Source organism: Variovorax guangxiensis, from assembly GCF_003952165.1.
GTDB lineage: Bacteria > Pseudomonadota > Gammaproteobacteria > Burkholderiales > Burkholderiaceae_C > Variovorax > Variovorax guangxiensis.
The window spans coordinates 158504-179738 of sequence record NZ_RXFT01000002.1 but is presented as its reverse complement, the minus strand read 5'-3'; the positions used below and the strand labels follow the sequence as shown (position 1 = coordinate 179738).

The 21235-nt window shown below is 69.2% G+C and carries 21 protein-coding genes; 8 read left to right on the top strand and 13 right to left on the bottom strand.

Annotated features, from left to right (window positions below):
• Positions 1–13: 13 nt before the first annotated feature.
• Positions 14–1441 (top strand): alpha/beta hydrolase family protein, encoded by a 1428-nt coding sequence (locus tag EJP67_RS06555; protein WP_126020806.1) that lies wholly within the window; start codon positions 14–16, stop codon positions 1439–1441.
• 3 nt (positions 1442–1444) lie between these two features.
• Here the strand turns inward: EJP67_RS06555 and EJP67_RS06550 are convergent, their stop codons facing one another.
• Entirely contained in the window at positions 1445–1744 is a 300-nt protein-coding gene (locus EJP67_RS06550) for a hypothetical protein (protein WP_126020804.1), read from the bottom strand.
• A gap of 315 nt (positions 1745–2059) precedes the next feature.
• On the opposite strand from EJP67_RS06550, the gene EJP67_RS06545 reads away from it, so the two are divergent.
• From EJP67_RS06545 to EJP67_RS06535, 3 genes are all read left to right on the top strand, one after another.
• Complete coding sequence (locus EJP67_RS06545) at positions 2060–2581, top strand: hypothetical protein (RefSeq protein ID WP_126020802.1); 522 nt, start codon at positions 2060–2062, stop codon at positions 2579–2581.
• A gap of 120 nt (positions 2582–2701) precedes the next feature.
• Entirely contained in the window at positions 2702–3196 is a 495-nt protein-coding gene (locus tag EJP67_RS06540) for a hypothetical protein (protein WP_126020800.1), read from the top strand.
• A gap of 132 nt (positions 3197–3328) precedes the next feature.
• Positions 3329–4579, top strand: coding sequence for a metallophosphoesterase (locus EJP67_RS06535; RefSeq protein WP_126020798.1), 1251 nt, complete (start codon positions 3329–3331; stop codon positions 4577–4579).
• 16 nt (positions 4580–4595) lie between these two features.
• On the opposite strand, the gene EJP67_RS06530 is transcribed toward EJP67_RS06535, so the two are convergent.
• Positions 4596–5099 carry a polyhydroxyalkanoate granule-associated phasin gene (locus EJP67_RS06530; protein WP_126020796.1) on the bottom strand — a complete coding sequence of 168 codons (504 nt, stop codon included), beginning with the start codon at positions 5097–5099 and terminating at the stop codon, positions 4596–4598.
• A 211-nt stretch (positions 5100–5310) separates the two neighbouring features.
• Between EJP67_RS06530 and EJP67_RS06525 the strand changes: the two genes are divergently transcribed.
• Entirely contained in the window at positions 5311–5889 is a 579-nt protein-coding gene (locus EJP67_RS06525; RefSeq protein ID WP_126020794.1) for an acyloxyacyl hydrolase, read from the top strand.
• Here EJP67_RS06525 and EJP67_RS06520 read toward each other — a convergent pair whose 3' ends face one another.
• The 3 genes from EJP67_RS06520 to EJP67_RS06510 are packed head-to-tail and all read right to left on the bottom strand — an operon-like array spanning position 5890 to position 9015.
• Positions 5890–6858, bottom strand: coding sequence for a lysylphosphatidylglycerol synthase domain-containing protein (locus EJP67_RS06520; RefSeq protein WP_126020792.1), 969 nt, complete (start codon positions 6856–6858; stop codon positions 5890–5892).
• 40 nt (positions 6859–6898) lie between these two features.
• Positions 6899–8188: a cardiolipin synthase ClsB gene (gene clsB, locus EJP67_RS06515; protein ID WP_126021263.1), complete on the bottom strand. Its 1290-nt coding sequence runs from the start codon at positions 8186–8188 to the stop codon at positions 6899–6901.
• An 11-nt stretch (positions 8189–8199) separates the two neighbouring features.
• Positions 8200–9015, bottom strand: coding sequence for an endonuclease/exonuclease/phosphatase family protein (locus tag EJP67_RS06510; protein WP_126021262.1), 816 nt, complete (start codon positions 9013–9015; stop codon positions 8200–8202).
• A 229-nt stretch (positions 9016–9244) separates the two neighbouring features.
• Here EJP67_RS06510 and EJP67_RS06505 point away from each other — a divergent pair, with 229 nt between their 5' ends.
• Positions 9245–9676: a serine/threonine protein kinase gene (locus EJP67_RS06505; protein ID WP_126020790.1), complete on the top strand. Its 432-nt coding sequence runs from the start codon at positions 9245–9247 to the stop codon at positions 9674–9676.
• A gap of 87 nt (positions 9677–9763) precedes the next feature.
• Here EJP67_RS06505 and EJP67_RS06500 read toward each other — a convergent pair whose 3' ends face one another.
• The 8 genes from EJP67_RS06500 to EJP67_RS06465 all read right to left on the bottom strand — a co-directional run bounded on the left by EJP67_RS06500 (position 9764) and on the right by EJP67_RS06465 (position 18242).
• A complete protein-coding gene (locus EJP67_RS06500; RefSeq protein WP_126020788.1) occupies positions 9764–10333 on the bottom strand; it encodes a Spy/CpxP family protein refolding chaperone in 570 nt (189 codons plus the stop codon).
• 166 nt (positions 10334–10499) lie between these two features.
• On the bottom strand, positions 10500–11573 hold the full coding sequence (locus tag EJP67_RS06495; RefSeq protein WP_126020786.1) for a flavodoxin family protein: 1074 nt from the start codon (positions 11571–11573) through the stop codon (positions 10500–10502).
• 81 nt (positions 11574–11654) lie between these two features.
• Positions 11655–12551, bottom strand: coding sequence for a pirin family protein (locus tag EJP67_RS06490; protein WP_126020784.1), 897 nt, complete (start codon positions 12549–12551; stop codon positions 11655–11657).
• A gap of 75 nt (positions 12552–12626) precedes the next feature.
• The gene (locus tag EJP67_RS06485) at positions 12627–13400 is read right to left on the bottom strand and encodes a GNAT family N-acetyltransferase (RefSeq protein WP_126020782.1); all 774 of its coding nucleotides are present in this window, start codon (positions 13398–13400) and stop codon (positions 12627–12629) included.
• Positions 13397–14665 carry a biosynthetic peptidoglycan transglycosylase gene (locus tag EJP67_RS06480; RefSeq protein WP_126020780.1) on the bottom strand — a complete coding sequence of 423 codons (1269 nt, stop codon included), beginning with the start codon at positions 14663–14665 and terminating at the stop codon, positions 13397–13399. The genes EJP67_RS06485 and EJP67_RS06480 overlap by 4 nt, the downstream gene beginning before the upstream one ends.
• 11 nt (positions 14666–14676) lie before the next feature.
• Entirely contained in the window at positions 14677–15249 is a 573-nt protein-coding gene (locus EJP67_RS06475; protein WP_126020778.1) for a hypothetical protein, read from the bottom strand.
• Positions 15230–16159 (bottom strand): exosortase Q, encoded by a 930-nt coding sequence (gene xrtQ / locus EJP67_RS06470; protein WP_126020776.1) that lies wholly within the window; start codon positions 16157–16159, stop codon positions 15230–15232. Before xrtQ ends, EJP67_RS06475 begins: the two co-directional genes overlap by 20 nt.
• A gap of 22 nt (positions 16160–16181) precedes the next feature.
• On the bottom strand, positions 16182–18242 hold the full coding sequence (locus EJP67_RS06465; protein WP_126020774.1) for a VIT and vWA domain-containing protein: 2061 nt from the start codon (positions 18240–18242) through the stop codon (positions 16182–16184).
• Between the two features lie 203 nt (positions 18243–18445).
• On the opposite strand from EJP67_RS06465, the gene creD reads away from it, so the two are divergent.
• Entirely contained in the window at positions 18446–19936 is a 1491-nt protein-coding gene (creD, locus tag EJP67_RS06460; protein ID WP_126020772.1) for a cell envelope integrity protein CreD, read from the top strand.
• Positions 19933–21225, top strand: coding sequence for a glycoside hydrolase family 3 N-terminal domain-containing protein (locus EJP67_RS06455; RefSeq protein WP_126020770.1), 1293 nt, complete (start codon positions 19933–19935; stop codon positions 21223–21225). Before creD ends, EJP67_RS06455 begins: the two co-directional genes overlap by 4 nt.
• Positions 21226–21235: the final 10 nt, after the last annotated feature.

Sequence of the window (21235 nt, the reverse complement as noted above, 5' to 3'; positions counted from 1 at the left end):
GGGAGCCCAGGCCGTGTCGGTGCTCGATGGCGCGATCGTGCTGGTCGCGGTCGGTCTTGCGTTGGCCGCCGCGGTGACGAGGCGGGTGGGCGCGCGCGTGGTCTCCGGCGTGTCGGCGATGCTTCTGGCCGCCTGTGCCTTCCAGTTCTGGCGCGAGGGCTTCTACTGGCAGTTCCTTCCCGTCTATTCGTTGCTGGCGGGGCTGCTGGCGCTGGGCTGGAGGCGCGGCCGGCCAGCACCATCACCGCTGCCGCCGCGCGCGCTCGCCTGGCTCGGCCGTGGCGGCGTGGCGGGTCTGGCCCTGGCGGCGCTGCTGGCGTGGAGCTTCCTGCCTGTGCCGGAGCTGCCCGCGCCGCACGGCCCCTACGCGGTCGGAACCCAGGTGTTCCGCTGGGTCGACAGCGAGCGCGCCGAGGACGCGACCGCCGACCCGGACGACCGGCGCAGCGTGGTGGTGCAGGCCTGGTATCCGGCGGCGGCCGGGGAGGGCGCCGCGGGGCCGTCGCGCTACATCGACGGCCTCGAGAGGCTGCCGGACTTCGTCTCGCTGATACCCGGACTGGTGATGCGGCGCTACGACCGCATCGACACCCACGCGCGCCTCGACGCGCCGGTGGCGGCGCAGCGGGAACGCTGGCCGGTGGTGCTGTTCTCGCCGGGTTACGGTGCCTCGCGCGCTTTCTATTCCGGCCTTCTTGCCGACCTGGCCAGCCGCGGCTTCGTGGTGCTCGCGCTGGACCATGCCTACGAGGCGCCGGTGGTGGAGCTGGCCGACGGCCGGCTCGCGACGCCGGTCGTGCGCTTCCTGCCCGACGACCCCGACCGCCTGCGCTACATGGGCGCCAGGCAGGCTGTGCGGGCGGCGGACCTTCGCTTCGTGGCCGGCCGCGTCGGTCAGCCCGGGGCCTTCGGCCCGCGCCTGTCGCAGCGGCTCGATCCGCGGCGCATCGCGGCGATCGGCCATTCCTTCGGTGGCGCCAGCGCGGTGGAGGCGGCGATGGAGGACGCGCGCATCCGTGCCGTCGCCAACATCGACGGCACGCTGTACGGCCACGCGGCCACCGGCGCGCTGCCGGTGCCCTTCCTCCTGCTGGAGAGCGACCACCGCGAGACGCGGCATTCGCGGCACTACCTGGACGGCAATCTCGCCCTGGTGCGGCATGCGCGGGCAGGCGGCTACCGCTACCAGATCGCCGAGGCGAACCACTACGGCTTCACCGACGTGCCGCTGTATCTTTCGGCGCCGGCGCGCTTCGCTGCCGCAGTGCTGATCGGCGGGTCGCGCGGCCCCGCGCGGACGCAGGCGGCCGCCAACGACGTGCTGGCGGCTTTTCTGGCGGGGCTGTCGATGGATGCGCCCGGCGATGGCGTCGCCGCCGCGGCGGCGCGGCATGCCGGGGTGAGCGGGGGACCGGTGGGCATGCGTGCCGGCGGCCCCTGAATGTCACTTCACATTGGTGCCGTGGCCCGTGGCGTTGCGGGGACAGCCGAGGTTGAACTGCTTCTCGAGCGTGTGCTGCAGCTGCCGCGTCAGCTTCGAGATGCCGCCGGTGCCGCTGGCGGCGCGGCCGATCAGCGCGCCACCCGCCGCGCCCGCCGCGAGGCGCGCCACGAGCGAGCGGCTGCGGCCCGCGGCGAGCAGCAGCAGCACGCCCACGCCCAGCACCACCAGGTGCTCGCCGGGGTAGTCCTCGCGCTGCGCGTCCACTCGCCTGAATTCGTTGATCGTCGATTCCCAAGACATGGCTGAATGCTCCTTCGTTGCGGTTTGCAGCCGTCGTTCTTAGCCCGCCCGGGCGTGCACCGCTGTAGGCGTTCGCCATGCACTGTTGCCGAACGCACTCCCGGATGCGCTCGATGGAGCGGATCAGGGTTTCCGTGAGGTTTGTGAACAGAAGTAGCGCGGGGCCACGTCACACGGCCGTCATCAGCTATGAAAACAATAGCATTCAATTCCGATCCGCAGATCGTTCCTCGTAAACGCTATATCTAGCCCGACTCTTGCTAAGCAAAATCCCCGACGGATTTCACGTCACGCAAGTTCGAGGACCACACAGCAATGAACCCTAAGCGTCTCCGCCGGCCCCTGGCCGCGCTGGTATTGGGCGGCACAGCAGCATTCCTCGGGGCCGTGAGCACGGCCCATGCGTTCACCAACCCGCCCATCCAGGTGGCGCAGGGCATCGAATACATGTGCGGCGGCGCCGCCAGGGACGAGGCCGCGTTCATGGAAATGGTCTCGCCGCGCTGGGCCGCGACCATCGAGCTGGGCATCAGCGACGGCAAGGGCGCGCTGAAACCCGGCTTCCCGGCCAAGGCCGCGGTGGAAATCCACCAGAAATACACCGGCCAGACGGTGATGAGCGTGGAATCGCAAAGCCCCTACATGCTCGCGCGCCTGAATCCGGGCGCCTACGACGTGAACGTGACGCTCGGCGGCCTGACGCTGACGCAGACGCTGGTGGTGATCGCTGGCGTGCCGGCGCGCGCTTCCTTCGTGTGGCCGTCGAACTTCGACATGGCCTCGGTGATGCCGCCGCAGACGCAGACGCTCGCGCAGTCGTCCGCCACGGCGCGCTGAGCCAGCGAGCGCCCGCCCGCCGCCGCGGGCATCCACAGGTCAGACTTTCCTAAGCCGCGCACAGCACAGTGGCGGCGTGGCTTCTCGCCACGACGACCAAGGAAAGAAAGGACTCTGACCATGACCCCCCGTTTTCCATCCTCGCTGCGCGCAATGCGGCCGCTGGCGGCCGCGATGTTCTGCGGCGCCGTCCTGCTCGGCGCCGTGACGTCGGCCCAGGCCACGGTGAACCCGCCTATCTACATGTCGCACGGCGTCGAATACATGAGCGGCGGCATCGGCAGCGACGAGGCCCAGCTGATGGAGACGGTGTCGCCGCGCTGGCCCGCCACCTTCGAATTCGCGATCAAGGACCACAAGGGCGCGGACTTCGCGGCCAACGTGCACGTGACAGTGCGCGACGGCAGCGGCACCGCGCTGCTCGACAACGTGGTGTCGGGCGGCCCCTTCATGGTGGCACGGCTGGACCCGGGCAACTACACGGTCGAGGCGCGCATCGGCAGCCAGGTGCTCAAGCAGGAGCTGCGCGTGCCGCAGGGCGCGCCGGCCAAGGCGACCTTCGTCTGGCCGGCCGGCACCGACATGGCCTCGGCCGGCACGCGCACGGTGCAGTAGCGCTGCGCAAGTGAGCGCCGGCATGCATCCGGCTGGCGCACAATCCGGGGTTGGGCCATGCCACAAGGCTTGCTATCCGGGCGCCGTACGCTATAGAAAAAATAGCGACCGATGCGCCTCGCGGTGTCTTGAATGCGCGGCATGCGCCTTGCAGATGGCCTGTCCCGGGCCGCGCCCGACCCCTTTGCCCCGATGCCGATCCGTCCCCTGAGCGCACTGACCGCGCTGTTGCACGTCTATATCGCGCTGCGCCTGCTGCCCGCGCTCGCCGTGCTCACGCCCGCGTGGCCGCTGGCGCTGGTCGCGCTGGCGGTGTCGGCGGCGACGATTCCCCTGCCTTTCGTGTCGCGCCGCGGCACCCGCGAGCGCTCCGGAAACGGCAGCGTGCTCAAGTGGACCGGCCTGATCAGCATGGGCTGGTTCTCCTCGATGTTCGTGCTGACGCTGGTGCGCGACGCCGGCCTGCTGCTGGCCTGGCTCGCGGGCGCCGTCGGCGGCGTGCAGGTGCAATGGGCCACGCTGCTGCCGTGGAGCGCGCTGGCGGTGCTGGCGATGGCCACGGCCACCTCGGCCGTCGGCTTCCTGAACGCGCGCCGCACGGCCGGCGTGAAGCGGGTGGAGGTGCCGATCCGCGGCCTGCCGCAGGCGCTGGAAGGCTTCAGCATCGCGCAGCTCAGCGACATCCACGTGGGGCCGACGATCCGCAACAGCTACATCCAGCGCATCGTCGACGCGGTGAACCGCCTGGGCGCGGACGCCATCGCGATCACCGGCGACCTGGTCGACGGCAGCGTGCCCGAGCTGCGCGAGCACATCGCGCCGCTGGCCGGGCTGCGCGCGAGGCACGGCACCTTCGTGGTCACGGGCAACCACGAGTACTACGCGGGCGCGCATGCCTGGATCGACGAGCTGCGCCGGCTGGGCCTGAAGGTGCTGCTCAACGAGCACGTGGTGCTGCAGACGCGCAACGTGCGCGGCGCGCAGACCGACGAAGAGCTCTTCGAAAGCGCGCTGGTGCTGGCCGGCGTGACCGACTTCACCGCCGGACATTTCGACGCGGCGCACGCCAGCGACCCGCACCTGGCGCTGCACGACGCGCCGCCGCTGGTGCACACGCGCGTGCTGCTGGCGCACCAGCCGCGCAGTGCGCCGCTGGCGGCTGCGGCCGGCTACCAGCTGCAGCTGTCGGGCCACACGCACGGCGGCCAGTTCTTTCCGTGGAATCTTTTCGTGCCGATGCAGCAGCCCTTCACGGCCGGCCTGCACCGCCTGCACGACATGTGGGTCTACGTGAGCCGGGGCACCGGCTACTGGGGTCCGCCCAAGCGCTTCGGCGCGCCTTCGGAGATCACGCTGCTGACGCTGGTGCCGGCGAAGGCCTGAACCTGAAGGAAGAGGCTCAGGACTCCTCGAGCCCCGACAGCCGGCGCGCGTTCGACGTGGCGGCGGCGTGGATGGGCGTGAGGCCCTGGCGCGCGATGCGCGCCGCGATCTCGGGCAACTCGCCCGCCGCATCGACCGTATCCGCCGCCGATTGCACGAAGGCGTCGCCGTGCGCGGCCGCCTGCGCGGGCGTGACGCTGCCCGCGAGCGAGAAGAAGGCCGTCGTGCTCCGCAGCCATTGCTGCAGCACCCGGTTGGCCAGAGAGAAGTGGCTGCTGTGCCACTGCCGGGCCATCGCGAAGCCCGACTCGCTCGCGGCATCGAGCTTTTCCTGTCCCATGAGCTGGAACTCGGCAAGGTCGTCCGCGCTGGGCGCGAGCCCCGCGCGGGCCATGCGCTCGGTGCGCATGCCGATCACGAGGCCGGAGGACAGCAGCATCTCGTGGGTCTTGAGCGCCAGGTCGAACCATTGCTGCATGAGCGGGCCCGAGAGGCGGGCGACTGAACTGGAAGACGACATGTGGGAGGCCGCGCCAGAGCGCGTGGAATGGGGTCGGGCCACTATAGGCGCGGCCGGCCGCGGAGGTTTGCTCACAACGGAATCGGACCTGCATTTTTGTTGATCAAGTCCTACTTTCCGATGTGGAAATTACGTGCCCGGCGAATGCCGGATGCGGCGGAAATTGAAGATGAGCTCCTCATTTCCACCTAGTGCATTGGCGAGTCGCATCATGAGATTCAACACCTGCGCGTCCCTTGCCGGATCGGCCCTCTTGGCGGGCCTTCTGGGCCTGTCGGGCACCGCCGCCCACGCATTCGAAGACAGCGCGCGCGGTTTCTATGTCGAAGGGGGCCGTGCCCCGCATGGCGAAATGGGCAGCACCGATTCGGCCACCTTGGGCATGACCATTCCGTGGTCGCCGCGCGAGCCAGTGCACGAAGGGGCGCTCACCACCTACTGGGACATCTTCCTGAGCAACTGGCACGCACCCGCGCTGGGCGAAGGCCCGCACGACTACGCGCAGATCGGCGCCATCTACACCTGGCGCTACCGCTTCGACCACGGCGGTTCGCCCTGGTTTGCCGAAGGCGGCGTCGGCGGCAGCGTGATGGACCACGTCTACAGGACGCCCGACCGCAGCTTCAGCACCGCCTTCCAGTTCACCGAGGTGATCGGCATCGGGCGCAGCTTCGGCGAGCACGGCGCGCACGAGCTGACGCTGCGGCTGCAGCACTTCTCCAACGGCGGCATCAAGAAGCCCAACCCGGGCGAGAATTTCGTGCGGCTGCGCTACACGTATCACTTCTAGCTAGCGCCGGCCACGCAGCGCGGGCGCGCGCAGCCGCCTGGCCCGCGCCTCGGTGAGCAGGTAGCCCAGCGCGGCCACCGCCAGAGGCAGCAGGTAGTAAAGCCCCCTGTACGCCAGCAGCGCGCCGAGCAGCTGCGCCTGCGGCACCTCGTGCGAGAGTAGCGCGACGAACACCGCCTCCAGCACGCCGAGTCCCGCCGGCACGTGCGTGAGGACGCCGGCCACCGCCGCCACGAGCAGCACCGCGAGCACCTGCGCATAGGCCACCTGCCCCTGCAGCAGGAACCAGATCACGCCGCCGATCAGCGACCAGTTGGCGCACGACATCGCGAGCTGCAGCAGCGCCATGCCGAACCCTGGCACCTTGAGCCCGAACCCGCGCACGCGCCACACGTGGCCGCGCGCCAGGGCGCACATCACCAGGTAGGCCAGCACGACCACCAGCAGCGTCGCGCCGAGGACGCGCAGGCCCTCGCTGCCGATCTTCCATTCGGGCGGCAGCGTCATCGGCCAGAAGCAGAAGGCGGCGCCGGCCACCACGAGGTAGCCCAGCCAGTTGGTCAGCATGCTGAAGCCGAGCACGCGCGTGATGGTGTCGTTGGAAAGCCCCAGCCGCGAATAGAGCCGGTAGCGGAAGGCCACGCCGCCCACCAGCGAGCCGAGGTTGAGGTTGAAGGCGTAGCTGATGAAGGTCACGCCCATCACCGTGCCCGTGCCCAGGCGGTGCCGCGTGATGTGCCGGCCCAGCAGGTCGTAGGTGCTGTAGAGGGCGAAGCTGCAGGCCGCCAGGGCGCCCCCCGCGAGCAGGGAAACCGCGGGCAGCGCACGGATCGCGTCGAGCACGTCCTCCCAGTCGATGACGAGCGCCTGCCGCACCAGCAGCCACGCGATCAGCGCGAAGAAGCCCCACACCGCCGCGCGGCGGGCCCAGGGCCACCAGCTGTGGCGCGAAAGGGCCAGGGTGCTCATCGGAAGGCGCTCCTGTTGCGGTTCGGGCGGTCCGGGCCGTTCAGGCCGCTTCCGTCTGCGTGGCGCCGCCCGTCGGGTTGCTGCGCCCGGTGTCGCGCCGGCTCGCGAGGTCGGTGGCTTCGGCCGGCGTCAGGCGCGGGACGTGGCGTGGCAGTCGTCCCAGCAGGGCCGGGTACCAGCGCAGGATGTGGAACACGAAGAAGCTGCGCACCAGCCGCCAGCCGCTCCATTCGCTGGCGAGGTCGGCCGCCTGCACCTGCTTGCAGCTGTGCTGCATCAACCTCTCCATGCGCTCGGCCAGCACGTTGTTGAAGGCCTCGTCGCGCACGACCACGTTGGCCTCGAGGTTGAGCGAGAGGCTCAGCGGATCGAGATTGCTCGAGCCCACGGTGCTCCACCTGCCGTCCATGAGCGCGACCTTGCCGTGCAGCGGGCGGTCGCAGTATTCGTAGATGCGCACGCCCGCGTGCAGCAGGTGGTGGTAGAGCATGCTGGCCGCGGTCTTCACGATCGGCATGTCGGGCTCGCCCTGCAGGATGAGCCGCACGTCCACGCCGCGCCGCGCCGCGCGCCGCAGTTCCTTGATGAGCCGATAGCCCGGAAAGAAATATGCGTTGGCGATCACGATGCGCTCGCGCGCGGCGCGGATCGCGGCGCGGTACTGCCGCTCGATGTCGTTGGTGTGGCGCCGGTTGTCGCGCGTGACGAACATCGCGTCGGCCGTGCCGGCGGACTGCGCATGCCTCGCATCGGGCAGCTGGCGCAGCCTGCGGCGGAACCAGCCCGCACCCTTGCCGCCGAGTGCGATGGCGCGAAGCACGAACTGGTGGATCTCGCCCACGATCGGGCCTTCGAGTTCCACCGCGTAGTCCTGCTTGGCCATGGGGCCGAAGTCGAGCAGATGGTCGGCCGAGTAGTTGATGCCGCCGACGAATGCGCGCTCGCCGTCGATCACCACGATCTTGCGGTGCATGCGGCGGAACACGTTGAGCCGCTGGCCCATGAAGCGGCGGCCCGGGTCGAACACGCGCACCTTCACGCCGGCCGAGGTCAGCCCCTCGATGAATTCGCGCGAAAGGTCGGGCGAGCCGAAGCCGTCGATCATCAGGTCGACCTTCACGCCGCGCAGCGCTGCCTCGCGCATGGCGGCGTGCAGCTGCAGGCCGACCTTGTCCTCGAACAGGATGAAGGTCTCGACGATGGCCTCGCGCCGCGCCCGGCGAATGGCCTCGAACACGCGCGGAAAGAACTCCTCGCCGTTTTCCAGCAGGCCGATGCGGTTGCCGGCGATCCAATGGTTGCCGTTGATGTTGTTGCTGCCTTCGTTCATGGTCGCGGTGCTCACAGGTCGATGTCCGCCACCAGCGGCGCGTGGTCCGAAAGATGCGACCATGGCCTTCGCGGCAGCACCACCGGCGCATGCGCGCCGGCGTTGCGCACGTAGATGCGGTCCAGCGAGAGCACCGGAAAGCGCGCCGGAAAGGTCCGGGCCGCACGGCCGGTGGCGTGCACGAACACCTCGCGCAACGAAGCGCCTTTTTCGAGGATGTCGTGCGCGCGGCCGCGCCAGTCGTTGAAGTCGCCGGCCACGATCAGCGGCGCGTCGGAAGGCACCTCGTCGCGCACGATGTGGCACAGCAGCTCCAGCTGCTGCTGCCGGTGCGCCTCGGCCAAGCCGAGGTGGGTGCAGATCACATGCACGTCGACCACGCGGCCCGGCAGCCGCAGCACGCAGTGCAGCAGGCCGCGCTTCTCGGGGCCGCTCACCGACACGTCGTGGTTGCGGAAATGCACGATGGGAAATTTGGAGAGCACCGCGTTGCCGTGGTGGCCTTTCGGATACACCGCGTTGCGGCCGTAGGCGAACTGCGGCCACATGGTGTCGGCCAGGAATTCGTAGTGCGGCGCCTCGGGCCAGTTGTTCACCCTGCGCGAATGGCGCGAGTGCGTGCCCAGCACCTCCTGCAGGAACACCACGTCGGCCCCCACGGTGCGAACCGCGTCGCGCAGTTCGGGCAGGATGAACCTGCGGTTGAGCGCGGTGAAGCCCTTGTGGGTGTTCACCGTCATGACCTTGAGCGAGGTCGGCGTGACCGGCGCTGCCGCTTCGGCACTGGCGACATCGGTGGCGTCGGGAATGATGGGCGAGGAAGACATCGTCATGCCGGTTGTACGTGGCCGCGCCCTTCCTGACTGTAGGAACGCGCCAACTTCTTCCCGCCGCCATCCCGCCGCCGCCTTCGTCCGCCTTCGTGCCTGGACGGCCGGTTCCTACAGGCATGCCTGCCGCACCCTCACACGGACGGAAATCCGGGGCTCCTACGGTGGATTCACGGTTCGGAAAAAGGCAGCCCGCCTTTCAAGGAACAAGCCACAAGGAGTACCCATGAAACACCAGACCGCTTTCCACGCCACCGTTCTTGCCACGCTGCTGGGCGCGGCGGGCATCGCCATGGCGCAGACCACGTCCATTCCCGCCCAGCCCGATCCCTCCGTGGGCGGCGAAGCGAGCACCATGACGCCGGCCGGCGTCGCCAACCCGCCGCAGCGCCCCGACAACTCGATGCCGCTGTCGCGCGAGTCGGTGAAGGCCGAGGCCCGCGCGCACAACCGCAACAACGCCAACAACCCGGTGCCCAAGGGCGAGGTGACGACCACGGTGAACCACCAGCCCAACGCCATGCCGCAGCCGACAGGCGAGATGTCGCGCGCCGAGGTCAGCCAGAGCGGGCGCAAGGTGACGCCGCGCTTCGGCCAGAAGGGCGAGCGCCCGGACGTTGTGACGAACCCGACGGACAAGACGGGGACGCCGAAGTAGGCACGAAGGCCGATCCCGTGCGCCCATGAAAAAGCCCGCAGCGCTTTCGCGTTGCGGGCTTTTTATGTGCCGCAGTGCGGCGATCGATCAGCTCTTGGCGGGAGCCGGGGGCGCGCCGCGGCGGCCGCCGTCAGGGCCGTGGTGACCGCGCGGGCCGCCGAAGTGAGCGGTTTCGGCGTCGAAGGTCTTCTGCTGGTCAGGCGTGAGCGTGGCATAGAAGGTCTTCGTGGCGTCGGCGCGCTTGGCGAACATCGCGCTGCGTTCGGCCTGGCGGGCCTGCATGCGTTCCAGGCGTTCGGGCGTGGTCAGCTTGGCGAACTCGGCACGGTCCATGTGCGGACGCGGACCGGCGGGCGGCTGCGTCGCGCTGGTGAAGGTGCTCCATGCGCCTTCCTGGGCCGAGGTGAGCTTGAGCTTTTCCTTCAGGGCGGCGAGACGCTTGGCGCGGTGTTCCTTCATGCGCTCCATGCGCTGGGCCGGATCCATGCGCTTGTGCTGCGCCTTGGGCGCGGCGGCGTTGTCGGCCTGGGCCACCGCGGCGGTGGGCGCGGTTGCGGAGGGAACGGCAGCCGGCGCTTGAGCGAAGGCGCCCGAGGAGGCGAGGGCGGCCGAACCGAGCAGGCTGGCCCAGACGATGCGTTGGCGAAGAGAAATCATGAGAAGTGCTTCCTTTCGAAGAAGCCCGCCGCCGATGGGCAGCAGGTGAGAGGAAGTGTGGAAGAGCTCTGTATCGCATCCGTTAGCCCGGCGTGAGCTTGCGTAAAGAATGATGAACAGGGCCCGTGGAAGCCGCCTCCTGCGTGATTTATCGACTCTTTTCCTCCTACTTGGGCCGAGGCCGCTTCAGTCCGCGGTCGGGAGGCTGCAGCCTGCCCGCGCGCAGTTCGGCGACCGCCTTGACCATGGAGCGGGCCACCTGGCGCACTTCCTCCTGCACGTCGGCATCGGCGTCGAGCGCCTCATGGCTGGTGGCGTAGGGCTCGTAGTAGCCGATGTAGCGGTCCAGCCGCGATTGCGTGCCGGCCTCGATGAGGCCCATCCAGTCGAGCCAGTCGCAGAGATTGCGGCGCACGCTCTCCACGCCGGCCACGTCGCCGTGCACCACCACGCCGTAGGCGCGGCCGTCGAGGTGCCTGGGATAGCCCCAGCCCTCCAGCTCCAGCGCCTTGGCCTCATCGGGCTTCTTGCCGTGGGTGCTGGTGGGGTCGGGGTTGCCTCCGTCCGCGCACACCAGCCGGTCGATCATGAGCTTCAGCGGGCTCGCGGCCTGGTACCAGTGCGTGGGCGTGAGCAGGATCACGCCGTGCGCGGACACCCAGCGCTCGTAGATCTCGTTCATCCAGTCGCCGGTCTGGCGCAGCGAGTGGTTCGGATAGCAGCTGCAGGGCCAGTGGCACAAGGGCATGGCGGTGGAGACGCAGCCCTTGCACGGGTGGATCTGCCGGCCGTATTCGGAAGTCAGCAGGCTCAGGTCGAGCAGGTCGGTCTCGATGCCGCTGCCGTCCAGCACCTCGCGCGCGATCTGCGCCAGCCGCCAGGTCTTGGAAACCTCGCCGGGGCAGGTACCGTCGTTGCGCGGCGAGCCGATCACCAGCAGCACTCGTGACGCCGTCTGCGGCTGGCTCCAGGCCGACTGCGCGGCGTCGATGCGCGCCTTGGCCTCGAGCCAGTCGACCGAAAGTTCGTACTCGGGGTCGGCATAGCCGGGCCCGGCCTTGCGGGTAACGGGCGCCTTGCGCCCTTCCTCGTAGGCCTCCCAGGCGATGAGTTCGATACGCCGCAGCGAATCGGCCTCGGCGCGGAAGGCCGGGTCTTGAAAGGGCTGCATGAAACGTTCATGGAACTCGGCGCGCTGCAGCGTCTTCGGCGCCTGTCCTTTCCGGATCGTGGGAGGCATGGTCGCAATCTAGGCTGCCCGCGCGGCAACCGGAGCCCGTGCCCGATGCCGTCTTCCGGTAGGCGGGCGACTACAGCAGCCTCAGCCCAGCTTCCCGTTCTGGAAGTCGTGCACCGCCTGCCGGATCTGCTCGGGCGTGTTCATCACGAAGGGGCCGTACTGCGCGATGGGTTCGTTGAGCGGCCTGCCGGCAATGAGCAGCGCGCGCGCCGGGCTGTGGTTGGTCGCGCCGGCGCGCAGCACCACGCCGTCGCTGCCCGGGTCGTTGGCGAGGATGGCCATGCGCCGCGTCGGGATCTCGCTGCCCGCGATCCACAGCGATTCGCGGAACACGTAGACCAGGGCGTTGTGGTCCTGCGGCAGCGGCTGCGCGAATTCGGCGTTTGGCGGCAACTCGATGTCCAGGTAGAGCGGCTCGGTGTGCTCGCGCCGCACGGCGCCTTCGATGCCGTGGCTCGCGCCCGCGATCACGCGCACGCGCGCGCCGCCGGTGGTGGTGAATTCGGGAATCTCCGCGCTCTGGATGTCGCGATACCAGGGCTCGCGCATCTTGTCTTTCGCGGGCAGGTTCAGCCAGAGCTGGAAGCCTTCCATCAGCCCTTCTTCCTGCTCGGGCAGTTCGCTGTGCACGAGGCCGCGGCCGGCGGTCATCCACTGCACGCCGCCGTTTTCCAGCAGTCCTTCGTGGCCCGCGCTGTCGCGGTGGCGCATGCGCCCGGCGATCATGTACGTGACGGTCTCGAAGCCGCGGTGCGGATGGTTGGGAAAGCCGCCGATGTAGTCGCCCGGGTTGTCGCTGCCGAAGGCGTCGAGCATGAGATACGGGTCGAGCCGCTTCTGCAGGGGCTGCTGCAGCACGCGGGTGAGCTTCACGCCGTCGCCATCGCTGGTGGAAACACCGGCCACGATGTGGTCGATGCCGCGCGGCGTGGCGACGGGATCGGTGGGGTGATTGGCGTGGTGGTTGGCGTTCGTCATGCGTCCATGGTGGCACTAACGCCCGCGCCGCGCCACCCGCGCGCTGTCAGCCGACGGCTCGTGCGGCCTGCAGCTTCAGGGCCATTGCTGGCGCTGCCAGTAGCTGTATTTCCACTGTGTCCCGAAGCCGGCGCGGCGGTACAGCGACAGCGCCGCCTGGTTGTTCGCATCGACCTGCAGGAACACGCGCTCGAAGCCCCGTTCCGACGCGGCCTGCGCCAGCCCGGCCAGCACGCGCCCCGCGAGGCCCCGGCCGCGCTGCGCCTGGTCGGTGCGCATGCCGTGCACACTGGCCCAGCCGTGGCCGAAGGCCATCGCGCCAGCGGCCACGGTGCGGCCGCCCTCGCGCACGCTGGCGTAGAGCGTGCCCTTGGCGCGCGAGAGCATGCGCACGCGATGAGCGCCGTCCACGGGGTCGAATCCCTCGCCGAGGAACAGGGCCGACCAGGCGTTGTCGGGCGCGCGGTCGACGTCGGCCAATGCGCCGCCCGGCGCGGCCACCTGCCGCATGCGCTGCACCGAGCCGATCTGCACGCAGGTGGGGCTGTCGGCCATGTAGTGCCTGCGCTCCAGCTCGGCGCGCAGGCTGTCGAAGCAGGATGCGTCGGCAAGCCGCAGCGCGGGCGCGGCCTTGCGGCTGTCGTAGCGGTCCTCGATGCGGTCGAGCGTGGCGGCCTCGACCGCGCCGCGATGCAGCGGCACGGCCGACTTGGCGCGCTTGACGGTGCCGCTGGCGAAAGGCAGCAGCCAGCCGTCGATTTCCTCGGTCAGGTCGGGCGACACCGCCGCGATGGTGGCGCGTTCGATGGCTTCGATATCGGTGGCGCCCAGCACGGCTGTGTTCGTCATTGCGTTGCGGCCTCCGGCGCCATGAATTTCGCCGCGGCCACGCTCTTGAGCAGGGCCTCGCGCTGGTTGCGGCTGATTCCGCGGATGCCTTCGGCGATCCATTTGACGCGGTCGGCGTCGATCTGGCCGTCGCGGCGCCATTGCTCGAGCACGGCCTGCGGCTTGTGCAGCATGGCGGCGAGCCACACGGCCTGTGCCGGCTCCAGCGTGCGCGCGCTGCGCCTGAAGTAGCGCCTGGCCGCAGCCTCGGCGCCGCAGAGGTTGCCGCCCCAGGGTGCGTTGTCCAGGTACAGCTGCAGGATGCGGGCCTTGCCCAGCGTCTGCTCCATCTCGACCGCGTAAAGCAGCTCGCGCAGCTTGCGCTCGGCCGTGCGGTCGCTGCCCGTCACCAGCAGTTTGGCGAGCTGTTGCGTGAGCGTGCTGCCGCCGCGCCGCGTCTGGCCGGGCTTCTGGTTGTTGTCGATGGAGGCGAGGATTTCCGTCAGGTCGTAGCCGCCGTGGGTGAAGAAGCGCTGGTCTTCGGCGGCGATGACGGCGCGCGCCAGCCAGCTGTCGTTGGCCAGCTTCGCCGAGGGGCCGCAGCTGGTGCGCGCGCCCAGCATGGCCTCGGTGCCCAGCCCTTCCACGGTGAACTGGCTGATGGTCGGCTGCACCGCGAAGGTGGCTTCGGGCAGCACGAGCTGGCCGCGCAGCGCCAGCGTGCCGCCGATGCGCGCGCGCTGCAGCTCCGGCAGGGCGGGCACCAGCACCGCGTACCAGCGGGCGATGGGCGCGTCCTGCACGCTGGCGTTGAGGTGGATGTTCTTCGGCATAAGCCTGCCGTCCCAGTGGCCTTGGAGCTGGCTCGCGTCGTTGCTCTGCGGCGTGGCCTCGAAGGTGCCGTTGAGCGTGTTGCCGTCGCGCTTCACCGTGGCGACCAGGCGATCGACGCGGATCGGCTGGGTGCCCAGCGCCGGCACCTCGGCGCTGCAGGGCGCGCACTGCATTTCCAGCAGTTCGCCGGCCGGCTTCCAGGCGAAGCGCACGGTGCCGAATCGGGTGTCGAACGAGCGGCCGTCGAGATACGGCGCGAACCATGTCGAGGTGGCCACGCGCACCGCCGTCGGCACGCCGATCTCGAAATTCAGCGGCCCTGCCTTCACCGTGGTGCTCCATTCGCCGGCAGCCGGCGCGAGCGCCAGCTTGACTATCAAAAAGATAGCTACACAGGCCGTAATGACCAAGGCCAGCAGGCCATAGAGCACGAATCGCAGGGTCTTCTTCACAGGCAGTTTTCTCAGATCGGTCTCGCTACGGTGACAGCTTGCCACGGCCCATGCGATTGGCCGCTGGCTGCTGCCCAGTACCAGCTTGAAGTGTCAGTGAAAGCCGTGCCCCGGGCGTCGACGATGCGCTCGCAGACGCGGATTTTTTGCGCTCCGTGCCGTTGAGCAACAAAACAGCGCCACATGCGCTCGCGCGCGTCGCGCTCCAGCCGCGCCTGCTCGATGCGGTAGCCCAGCGCGCGGTAGCAGTCGGCGGCCGGGTGCAGCATGCGCGTGGGCTGGCTGACCTCGCGCATCACCAGCGTCCGGGTGCCGTCGGTCATGCGGCCGATGGCGCCGGGGAAGCGGTCGGCAAAACGCTGCTCCACGTCGCTCAGGGCCAGCGGGCGCAGCGCGGCGCCGTCCCATTCGCTGGGCCATTCGTGCGACGCGACGGCGGGTGCCATCGGTTCGGCCGGCGTGCGCAGGGCCGCCGTGGCCGACCACAGCATGCACATCAGCATCGCCAGCGCGAAAGCCGTCTTGTGTCCGATGCGGTTGATGAAATGGTTCGCGAACCAGCGCTCAAAGAACGGTGTCGACATGGCGGCCTCCGTGGGTGGTGATCAGGCCCGGAATGGGCAGTTCGGCGGCTTCGGGCTCGGCGCGTGCGGGCACCATCAGCCGGGCGATGGAGCCGCAGACCACCGCCAGCACCACGAGGCCCAGCGTGTTGTGCGCCCACGGGGCGAGCGGATGGCCGGCGCCCTCGAAGGCGATCAGCACGCTGTTGCGCACGATGTTCCCGGCAAGCACCAGCAGGCCGACCATCGGCAGCCGCGCCATGAAGTCCCGGCCGCTGCGCGAAGCCCACAGCGCGACCGCGCAGGCCGTGAAGTAGCCCAGCCACACCATCTGCACGCCGGAGCAGGGCGCATCGACGATCACCATCCGGCCATCGACCGCCAGGCTCGCGCCTTCGCGCGCCACCTCGAAGCCCGGCGACAGCAGCCAGCGGCTGACCTCGGCCGTCACCACGCGCAGCGGGTAGCCCGCATAGAACTGCAGCGAGGAGAGCAGCGGCAGCGCGAGCACCGCGAGGCCGGCCACCGGCAGTGCCGCCACCTTGCGCGGCAGGAAGGCCAGCAGCCCGCAGGCCAGCGCCAGCACCGCGACCAGCCCGGCCGCGAGCGGTGGCAGCGCGGGCACGAAGCCGAGCCCCGTGCGCAGCAGCGTCGCGAGCACGGTGCCCGCGCCGGCCAGCGCGAGCCAGCCCAGCCGGGGCGACGCGCGCAACTCGCGCCGGCGGCTCCAGGCCAGCGCCGCGAGCGCGACCAGCGCCAGCAGGCCCAGCGGATCGTCGGAGCCGTCGCGCATGCGCTGGGCCATCCAGACCCAGGTGGGCATCAGCGCGATGAACTGCAGGCCGATCCAGCCGGCAGCCGGCGTGCGGTCGATGTGGATGCCCCAGTCCACGATGCGCGGATGGTGGTGGGCAAGCATTGCCAGAGACATTCTTTTCTTTCTTACGGACGGGTCAGGCGGTGAAGCGGCGCGCGTCGTTGCGGCGCGCGCGGCGGCGCAGCATGGCGAGCATCGACAGCACCACGACGATGGCACCCAGCGATTCGGGCTCGGGCGTGCTCGGCACCTCGGCGCCGAGCGCCAGCTCGCTCACGCCTTGCGGCAGGGGCAGCGGCTGGTTCACGTCCGCGCTGTTCTGCGGCGCCACGTTGCGCACCACCTTGTCGACGGCGATGAAGCTCGTGTATTGGGTGAGCAGGCTGTACTTCAGGCCCAGCTCGGTGATGCGGTCCTTCAGGGCCGTGCCGCCTTCCAGCGTCTCCTGGTCGCTCAGGCTCTGGATGCGATGGCGAGCCCACAGCGTGCGCAGCGCGGCGGTGTCCTGGCGGGTGTTGCCGTCGATGCGCACTTCCTGGCGGTAGGGGCCGCTCGCGCCCTGGCCTTCGATGATCACGCGGCCTTTTGCCTCGCCGCGCCACTTGCCGAACACGATCACCGGGCGCTCGCCGAGCACGTCGGGCAACGCCTGCGGCTCCACGTCGTACACGTCGAGCCCGCCGAAGGTGGCCTTCACGTTCGTGAGTACCGGCGACTCCACCATGCGGCGGAAGCGCGCGGCCTGCTCGGGGGCCTGGACCGGGTCGGTGATGATGAAGGGCTCGCCCATGCCGGCGCGCGCAATGCCTTCCATCAGGCTGCGGTTGACCGAGGAGCCGATGCCGAAGGCGAACACGTTGGCCTTCGACAGGTTGTTGCGCACCAGCTCGAAGGCTTCGCGCTCGACCGTCACGTAGCCGTCGGTCACCACCACCACGGTGCGCGACACGTTCTCTTCCTTGGGTTCTGCATACACGCGCTTGAGCGCCGGAATGAGCTCGGTGCTTCCGCTGCCGCTGTAGTTCTTGATGGTGGCCAGCGCCTGCTCGATGTTGGCGCGCGTGGCCGGCACCGACTTGGGCGAGAGCATCTTGTTGCTGCCCGAGAAAAGCAGCACGTTGAAGGTGTCGCTGGGACGCAGGCCGCCGATCAGGCGTTCGAGCACCGTCTTCGCGGTGTCGAGCGGAAAGCCGTGCATCGAGCCCGAGATGTCGACCACGAAGATGTAGTCGCGCGGCGAGATCGCGCTGGCGGCCACGGCCTTGGGCGGCTCGACCATGGCGAGGAAGAAGTTCTCGGCGTTCTCCCCCTGGCCCTTGTAGAGCATCAGGCCCGATTCGATCTTCTCCCCCGCGAGGCGGTAGTCGAGCACGAAGTCGCGGTTGTCGGCGGGACGGCCGTCGGCGGCGAGCGCGATGTCGGCGTGCTGGTCCTCGTCGCTCTTCTTCACGTCGATGGTGTGCGTGGCCGAGCGGATCTCCTTGATGCCCATCGGCGTGTCGATGGTGGCCTTGAGCCTGAAGCTGGTGCCGGCGGCGGTGCCCGCGGATAGCGTGGGCTGAGCGACCCACTTGGCCTGCGCGTTCTCCGACTGCGGCGAGTTGTAGCGCGGGCCGACCACGGTCGGGAACACGAACTGGTAGTTGCCCGACTGCGGCACCAGCAGCTCGGTGTAGCGCAGCTCCACCTTCACGTCGTCGCCCGGCAGGATGTTGGCGACGTTCATCTGGAACACGTTGGGCAGGTGCTGCTCGAGCAGCGCGGCGGTCTTGCCTTCCTTCTTGGCCGTGTCGTACTCGATCTGCGCCTGCTGCTTCTCGCGGATCTGCGCGGTGATGAGCCGGTCGGCCAGCCGTACGTTAAGGCCGCTCACCGCGGCCTTGGTCGAGCCGGGGAACACGTACTTCGCCTCGATGGCGCGCTGGCCTTCGTTGCGGTAGGTCTGCGTGACCGTCACATCGGCGATCACGCCCGATATCTTCACCGAGACCTCGGTGCCCTTGAGCGGCAGGCGGTCGACCGAAGGGTCGTCGCTCTTCACGAAGAAATAGGGGCTCTCGGTCTTCAGGCGCGGACCGGCGGGCGCTTCCTGAGCGTGCGCCGGGCGCACGCCCATGGCGATGAAGCCCGCGGTCGCCAGGCTCACGGTGGCGAGCCAGAGCCAGCGGCCGGGACGTGGGGTGGTTTGGGCATCCATGGCGGGGGTCCTTGTCCGTGCGAACTTGCACGGCCGCAACTTTCTCCAGCGCGCGAGAAGCCAGTTGGAAGGCGTCTTGAAGTCGTGGACCGCCCGCATCCGCTGTGTGAAGTCTGTGTGAAGCGAGGCGGCCCGGGCCCTTCACACGGCCTTCGGGTCGCGCGGCGAGCATCGCGGCCACCGCTACAGACGAGGAGAAAAAAATGCTTCAGTTGCTCAGGGTCGTGATGAGTTCCATGCTGGCCAAGGTCGCCGGCCTGCTGTTCCTGCTGCTGCTGCTGTGCATTCCGCTGGGAGAGATCGATTCGATCAACCGCGCACGCGGCGAGAGCCAGCGAGAGGCGGCCAGCGAACTCGCCGCCACCTACGCCGGGCGCCAGACCATGGTCGGCCCGCTGCTGCTGGTGCCCTACGTGGAGCGCTGGATGGAGCCGCTGCGCAACGCGCAGGGCAAGGTGATCGGCCAGGAACCGCGCAGCAAGGAAATGGCCCACGTGGTGTTCCCCGACAAGCTGCACGTCGAGGGCACGATGGCGCCGCAGGAACGCTATCGCGGCATCTTCAGGATTCCCTTCTACACGCTCGACGCCACGCTCAGCGGCGGCTTTGCCGCCTTCGACCCGAAGGCCGTGTCGCACAGCGAGACCGACTCGAAGATCGAATTCAAGGCCCCGCTCATCGCCTTCAACGTGAGCGACCTGCGCGGCCTCGATGGCTCGCCGACCATGACCATGGGCAGCGAAGCCCTGCGCTTCAGGCAGCGCGTGCCCGGCCTGGATGACGATGCCTGGTTCGCCAACGGCATCCATGCCCCCGTCACCGGGGCCGCGCTCGCCGCGTGGCAGGCCGGCACGCCGATTCCCTTCGAGATGAAGCTGGGCCTGGTCGGACAGGACACGCTCGCCATCGCACCCATCGCCGAAGAAACGACCGCGCACCTGAGCTCGCCCTGGGCACACCCCAGCTTCGGCGGCCGCTTTCTCGCGGCCCAGCGCAGCGTGACGCCGCAGGGCTTCGATGCCCACTGGCGCGTTTCCTCGCTCGTGACCTCGGCGCGCGAACAGGTTCGCGCAGGCCTCTCGGGCCGGGGCGGCGCAGTGGATGTGGCCAGCAGCGCCGACGTGGCAGCGATGGCTGCCCCCGCTGTCCCGGCACGTCGCAACCTGGGCCCTTTGCAGACCTTCGACGTATCGCTCGCTCAGCCCATCAACGTCTATTCGATGAGCACGCGTGCGGGCAAGTACGGCGTGCTCTTCATCGGCCTGGTGCTGATGGCCGCCTTCATGTTCGAGTTGTTCCGCAAGCTGCGCCTGCATCCGATCCAGTACGGCCTGGTGGGCCTGTCGATCGCGCTCTTCTTCCTGCTGCTGCTGGCGCTGTCCGAGAAGTTCGCCTTCTGGATGGCGTACGCGGGCGCCGCCTCGGCAAGCGTCGCGCTGCTGGCCGTGTACTTCAGCGCGGTGCTCGGCGGGTGGCAGCGCGGCCTCTCGTTCGGCGCTTTCGTGGCGCTGCTGTATGGCGCGCTCTACGGCCTGCTGGCTTCGGAAAGCAATGCGCTGCTGCTGGGCGCGCTGCTGATCTTCGGCATGCTGGCCACCTTGATGCTCGTGACGCGCAAGGTCGACTGGTACGCGCTCTCGCGTCGCAGCGAAGCTGCGCCCGTGGCTGTGCCCGAAGCGCAGACGGCCGCATGAGGCTGCTGCGGGTCATCGCTGGTGCGTCGGGCTGGCTGGCGCTGGCCGTGCTGTGGTTCTGGGCCTGGCACCTGAAGGACCCGCACCTGCGCTTCATGCGTGCCTGGGAACTGCCGCTGCTGCCGGCTTTTCTTCTTGCGGGCATCGCGCTCGCATGGCGCTACGCACGGGGCAGGCTGCGGCCCGTGGCACTGGGACTGGCATTCGCAGCCCTGCTCACGGCGCTGTGCAACGAAGCGATGTCGCGCCAGCATCGCGCCGAGGTGAATGCGATGGAGGGCCCGCTCGCGCAGGCGGTGGGCGCGCATTTCATCGTCGGCTATGACGACGCGAGGGAGCTGCGCGAACTGGCACGCAAGGGACTGATCGGCGGCATCTTCGTCACCGGCCGCAATGTCAGGGGCCGCACGGCCGAAGAGCTGCGCGACGAGATCGCGGGCCTGCAGGCGCTGCGCCGTTCGGCCGGCCTGCCGCCGCTGATCGTCGCGACCGACCAGGAAGGCGGCGCTGTCTCCCGCCTGTCCCCATTGATCGAACGCCAGCCCGCGCTCGCCTCGCTTCTCGATGCCGATCTGCCAGAAGACGAACTCGCCCAGCGCGCCCATGCCTACGGCGCGCAGCAGGGCAGGGCGCTCGCCGATCTGGGCGTCACGCTCAACTTCAGCCCGGTGGTGGACCTGCGCACCGGCCGTGCGCCGGGCCGCTGGGACTTCCACACCCGCATCGACGAACGCGCCATCTCGGCCGACCCGGCGGTCACCGCGCAGGTGGCGCTCGCTTACGAACTGGGCCTCGAGTCGGCAGGCGTGCGAGGCACGCTCAAGCACTTTCCCGGCCTGGCCGGCGTGACCGAGGACACCCACCATTTCGCCGCCGAACTGCGCACGCCGGTCGCCCGGCTCGCGGCGCACGACTGGAAGCCGTTTCAAGACGTATCGAAACATTCGGATGCGGCCATCATGCTGGGCCATGTCATCCTTGAGGAACTCGACGCCGCTTATCCGGTCTCTTTCTCGCGCAAAATCGTGCAGCGGGTGATCCGAGGCGAATGGGGCTACCAGGGCCTGCTCGTCACCGACGATCTCACGATGGCCGCGGCCTACAACCGCGGTCTTTGCGACGCCACCGTCCGTGCCCTCGACGCCGGGGTGGATCTTCTTCTTATCGCCTTCGACCACGACAAGTACTTCGACGCGATGCATTGCGCGCAGCGTGCTGCGCGGCAAGGCACGTTCGCGCTCCGGAAGCCGGAACGCGCAGGCGCGCCGCGGCTCCAACCCTTTCGCTAGCCAAACAGGC

Excerpts from the sequence above, each read along its gene's own strand:
- EJP67_RS06530 (WP_126020796.1), bottom strand. The coding sequence starts at position 5,099 with ATGTCGTCTTCCAGTTCAGTCGCCCGCCTCTCGGGCCCGCTCATGCAG.
- clsB (WP_126021263.1), bottom strand. The coding sequence starts at position 8,188 with ATGAACGAAGGCAGCAACAACATCAACGGCAACCATTGGATCGCCGGC.
- EJP67_RS06475 (WP_126020778.1), bottom strand. The coding sequence starts at position 15,249 with ATGTCGACACCGTTCTTTGAGCGCTGGTTCGCGAACCATTTCATCAAC.
- xrtQ (WP_126020776.1), bottom strand. The coding sequence starts at position 16,159 with ATGTCTCTGGCAATGCTTGCCCACCACCATCCGCGCATCGTGGACTGG.
- EJP67_RS06520 (WP_126020792.1), bottom strand. The coding sequence starts at position 6,858 with ATGAGCACCCTGGCCCTTTCGCGCCACAGCTGGTGGCCCTGGGCCCGC.
- EJP67_RS06510 (WP_126021262.1), bottom strand. The coding sequence starts at position 9,015 with ATGTCTTCCTCGCCCATCATTCCCGACGCCACCGATGTCGCCAGTGCC.
- EJP67_RS06505 (WP_126020790.1), top strand. The coding sequence starts at position 9,245 with ATGAAACACCAGACCGCTTTCCACGCCACCGTTCTTGCCACGCTGCTG.
- EJP67_RS06490 (WP_126020784.1), bottom strand. The coding sequence starts at position 12,551 with ATGACGAACGCCAACCACCACGCCAATCACCCCACCGATCCCGTCGCC.
- EJP67_RS06550 (WP_126020804.1), bottom strand. The coding sequence starts at position 1,744 with ATGTCTTGGGAATCGACGATCAACGAATTCAGGCGAGTGGACGCGCAG.
- EJP67_RS06465 (WP_126020774.1), bottom strand. The coding sequence starts at position 18,242 with ATGGATGCCCAAACCACCCCACGTCCCGGCCGCTGGCTCTGGCTCGCC.
- EJP67_RS06485 (WP_126020782.1), bottom strand. The coding sequence starts at position 13,400 with ATGACGAACACAGCCGTGCTGGGCGCCACCGATATCGAAGCCATCGAA.
- EJP67_RS06525 (WP_126020794.1), top strand. The coding sequence starts at position 5,311 with ATGAGATTCAACACCTGCGCGTCCCTTGCCGGATCGGCCCTCTTGGCG.
- creD (WP_126020772.1), top strand. The coding sequence starts at position 18,446 with ATGCTTCAGTTGCTCAGGGTCGTGATGAGTTCCATGCTGGCCAAGGTC.
- EJP67_RS06540 (WP_126020800.1), top strand. The coding sequence starts at position 2,702 with ATGACCCCCCGTTTTCCATCCTCGCTGCGCGCAATGCGGCCGCTGGCG.
- EJP67_RS06455 (WP_126020770.1), top strand. The coding sequence starts at position 19,933 with ATGAGGCTGCTGCGGGTCATCGCTGGTGCGTCGGGCTGGCTGGCGCTG.
- EJP67_RS06495 (WP_126020786.1), bottom strand. The coding sequence starts at position 11,573 with ATGCCTCCCACGATCCGGAAAGGACAGGCGCCGAAGACGCTGCAGCGC.
- EJP67_RS06500 (WP_126020788.1), bottom strand. The coding sequence starts at position 10,333 with ATGATTTCTCTTCGCCAACGCATCGTCTGGGCCAGCCTGCTCGGTTCG.
- EJP67_RS06535 (WP_126020798.1), top strand. The coding sequence starts at position 3,329 with ATGCGCGGCATGCGCCTTGCAGATGGCCTGTCCCGGGCCGCGCCCGAC.
- EJP67_RS06545 (WP_126020802.1), top strand. The coding sequence starts at position 2,060 with ATGAACCCTAAGCGTCTCCGCCGGCCCCTGGCCGCGCTGGTATTGGGC.